Below are 2386 nucleotides of genomic sequence, written 5' to 3'. Positions count from 1 at the left end.
TTTATCTGGGGTAAAGATGAAATGGACCGGGATTACGTATCTGTGGCTTGCGAAGGCGATGGCTGTGGATTATGGTGGCCATTGAAAGACCATATTTCTGATGAGCCGGATCGTGGCGCCACCATGACATTCACTGTTCCGAAAGAGTTGGTTTGTGTGAGTAATGGAAAATTAATTAGCACGACACAAGACGTTTTTACGGGCAAACAATCTTATACTTGGGAAGTTAAAAGTCCCATCAATAATTATAATATATCTGTACAGTTGGGGAATTATGTTTTGTTGCAGGATACACTCCAAAGGGGTGATGAGGTAGAAGTATTAAACCATTTTGTATTGGATTATCATAAAGAAGTGGCATCCACAGTATTTCCTCAAGCGCGGAAAGTTATTCGGTTCTTCGAAAAATATTTTGGTGAATACCAATTCTGGAATGATGGCTATAAGCTGGTAGAAGTATCCTATCTAGGGATGGAACATCAATCTGCTGTAACCTATGGAAATATTTGGAATAATTGGGGCGGCGATCATAGATCGTGGACGAAAGATTATTACGGCATAATTGACGGTCTCTTATTCCATGAGACAGCCCATGAATGGTGGGGGAATAGTATTACTGCAACCGATCCGGCTCACATGTGGATTCACGAAGGAACGGCCACTTATAGTGAAGCAATGTTTATCGAACAGGAGTTGGGCTATAATGTGATGATTGATTTTATGCTTCGAAAGCGAAAAGGGATTCAAAATAAATTACCTATAGTCGGACCGGAAAATGAAAATTATTGGGCCTTCGGTGATTCCTATAACAAAGGGTCGTGGATGTTACACACCTTACGACATGTAATTAACGATGACCGCATTTGGTGGGACTTGCTAAAATCATTTGCGGTGAATAATGCCAAATCCAATGTGAATACAGATGATTTTATAGCTCATGCAGAAAATAAAACTGGTGCAGATTTGGGTTACTTTTTTCAACAGTATTTATATGACCATCGTCCGCCTACTTTTGAATACAATCAAAAAGATGGGAAACTATTATATAAATGGTCAAATGTGATTGATGAATTCATAATGCCAATAGATTTGGATATTAATGGGACTCAAGTGAGATTGTTTCCCACGACCACGGTTCAATCAGTGGATATTCCAGCCCATTCTGTGGTGCACATTCGTGATTGGGAATTTTTAGTAAGTAAAAAGAAGAATGCTGATCTAAGCGGATAATTGCCGAAGCCGTTCAAACAGAACAGCGCTGACTGCCGCAGATACATTTAAAGAATTGGTTTTTCCTTGCATGGGTATGGTAGCTTGAAAGTCGCTACTTTCTAAAACCAATTTTTTAATTCCCCGCCCTTCGCTACCGGCAACTATCAAAATTTTCCCTTTATAATCCACTTCATGCCATTCTTTGGCTTTAACGCTATTCTCCATAGCGACTACCCAAAATTCTTCATTCTTTAATTTAATAATCGTTTGATGGAGGTTGCTTACTTGGTAGATCGGCACTTGGGTAAAAGCGCCTTGACTCACTTGCATTACCGTATCTGTGATACCGCAGCTATCGTGTTTGGGAATAACGATACCATCAATACCGGCGCATTCTGCTGTGCGGATAATTTGTCCAAGATTTTGTGGATCTTCAATTCGATCCAAACCAAGTAGACCAATATTACCCGTTTTCTTTTGAAACGATGGAAGGGTGGATTCAATTTTTCCAGTGAAACGAACAATAATTCCCTGGGTGCGCCATTTAACAAAATTTGTTTTGAATTGGGCAGCTGTCAGAAATTTAATCCGTCCGCCATGATAACCGAGGATGCGAGTCACTTTCCCGTCCCGTTCTGCAGGACTGCCAGTTTGAATCAAAATATCAGTTATTTTGTACTTCCTGGATTCAAGTACAGCGGTGCATCCATTGATGCCGAATATCGTATGTTGGTTTTTTTCCATATAGTTTCTGCAAAGAATATAACAAAATATAGTATCCAGAGATTGAAACAAATGTATATAAATTTTAACTTACAGTTCAGAATTAAGGAAAAATATGTCTACTAAAGAATTTCATAGAACATCTCAAGATCATGCCGGTGTAAACGCCGGGACAAAATTTAAAATGATAAAATCCCATCATGAGGTGCAGGGAGAGCTAATAGCAGGGGTTGAATTGACCTTAGATAGCATTGCCCATTATCCTACTCGTTTTCGACTCAAGGATGACGCAGATCGCATTTGGACTGTACCCATACATTCGGTAGAGAAACTCAGCGAATAAGTCCGATCTCATTTCCAAAAATAATACCCGCTTCTGATCGGACGATTCTCGTTCAATTTGGAGATACCATCTCGAGAAACCTGCATCAGCAGGTTTTTTCATTTACGC

The 2386-nt window shown here is 39.7% G+C and carries 3 protein-coding genes; 2 read left to right on the top strand and 1 reads right to left on the bottom strand.

What is annotated here, in order from left to right:
* The first annotated feature begins 21 nt into the window (after window positions 1–21).
* Entirely contained in the window at window positions 22–1230 is a 1209-nt protein-coding gene (locus HN459_01155; protein MBT3478050.1) for a M1 family peptidase, read from the top strand.
* On the opposite strand, the gene rlmB is transcribed toward HN459_01155, so the two are convergent.
* Entirely contained in the window at window positions 1219–1956 is a 738-nt protein-coding gene (gene rlmB / locus HN459_01150) for a 23S rRNA (guanosine(2251)-2'-O)-methyltransferase RlmB (protein MBT3478049.1), read from the bottom strand. The two genes, HN459_01155 and rlmB, sit on opposite strands and share 12 nt — an antisense overlap.
* A gap of 94 nt (window positions 1957–2050) precedes the next feature.
* On the opposite strand from rlmB, the gene HN459_01145 reads away from it, so the two are divergent.
* The gene (locus HN459_01145; protein ID MBT3478048.1) at window positions 2051–2278 is read left to right on the top strand and encodes a hypothetical protein; all 228 of its coding nucleotides are present in this window, start codon (window positions 2051–2053) and stop codon (window positions 2276–2278) included.
* The last annotated feature ends 108 nt before the right edge of the window (window positions 2279–2386 follow it).

The organism is Candidatus Neomarinimicrobiota bacterium (genome assembly GCA_018647265.1).
Classification (GTDB): Bacteria; Fidelibacterota; Marinisomatia; order Marinisomatales; family TCS55; genus TCS55.
This window is presented reverse-complemented; position numbering and strand designations above follow the sequence as displayed.

Bases quoted from the DNA above. Each gene is read 5' to 3' on its own strand.
- HN459_01155 (MBT3478050.1), top strand. From the start codon at position 22: ATGGACCGGGATTACGTATCTGTGGCTTGCGAAGGCGATGGCTGTGGA.
- rlmB (MBT3478049.1), bottom strand. From the start codon at position 1,956: ATGGAAAAAAACCAACATACGATATTCGGCATCAATGGATGCACCGCT.
- HN459_01145 (MBT3478048.1), top strand. From the start codon at position 2,051: ATGTCTACTAAAGAATTTCATAGAACATCTCAAGATCATGCCGGTGTA.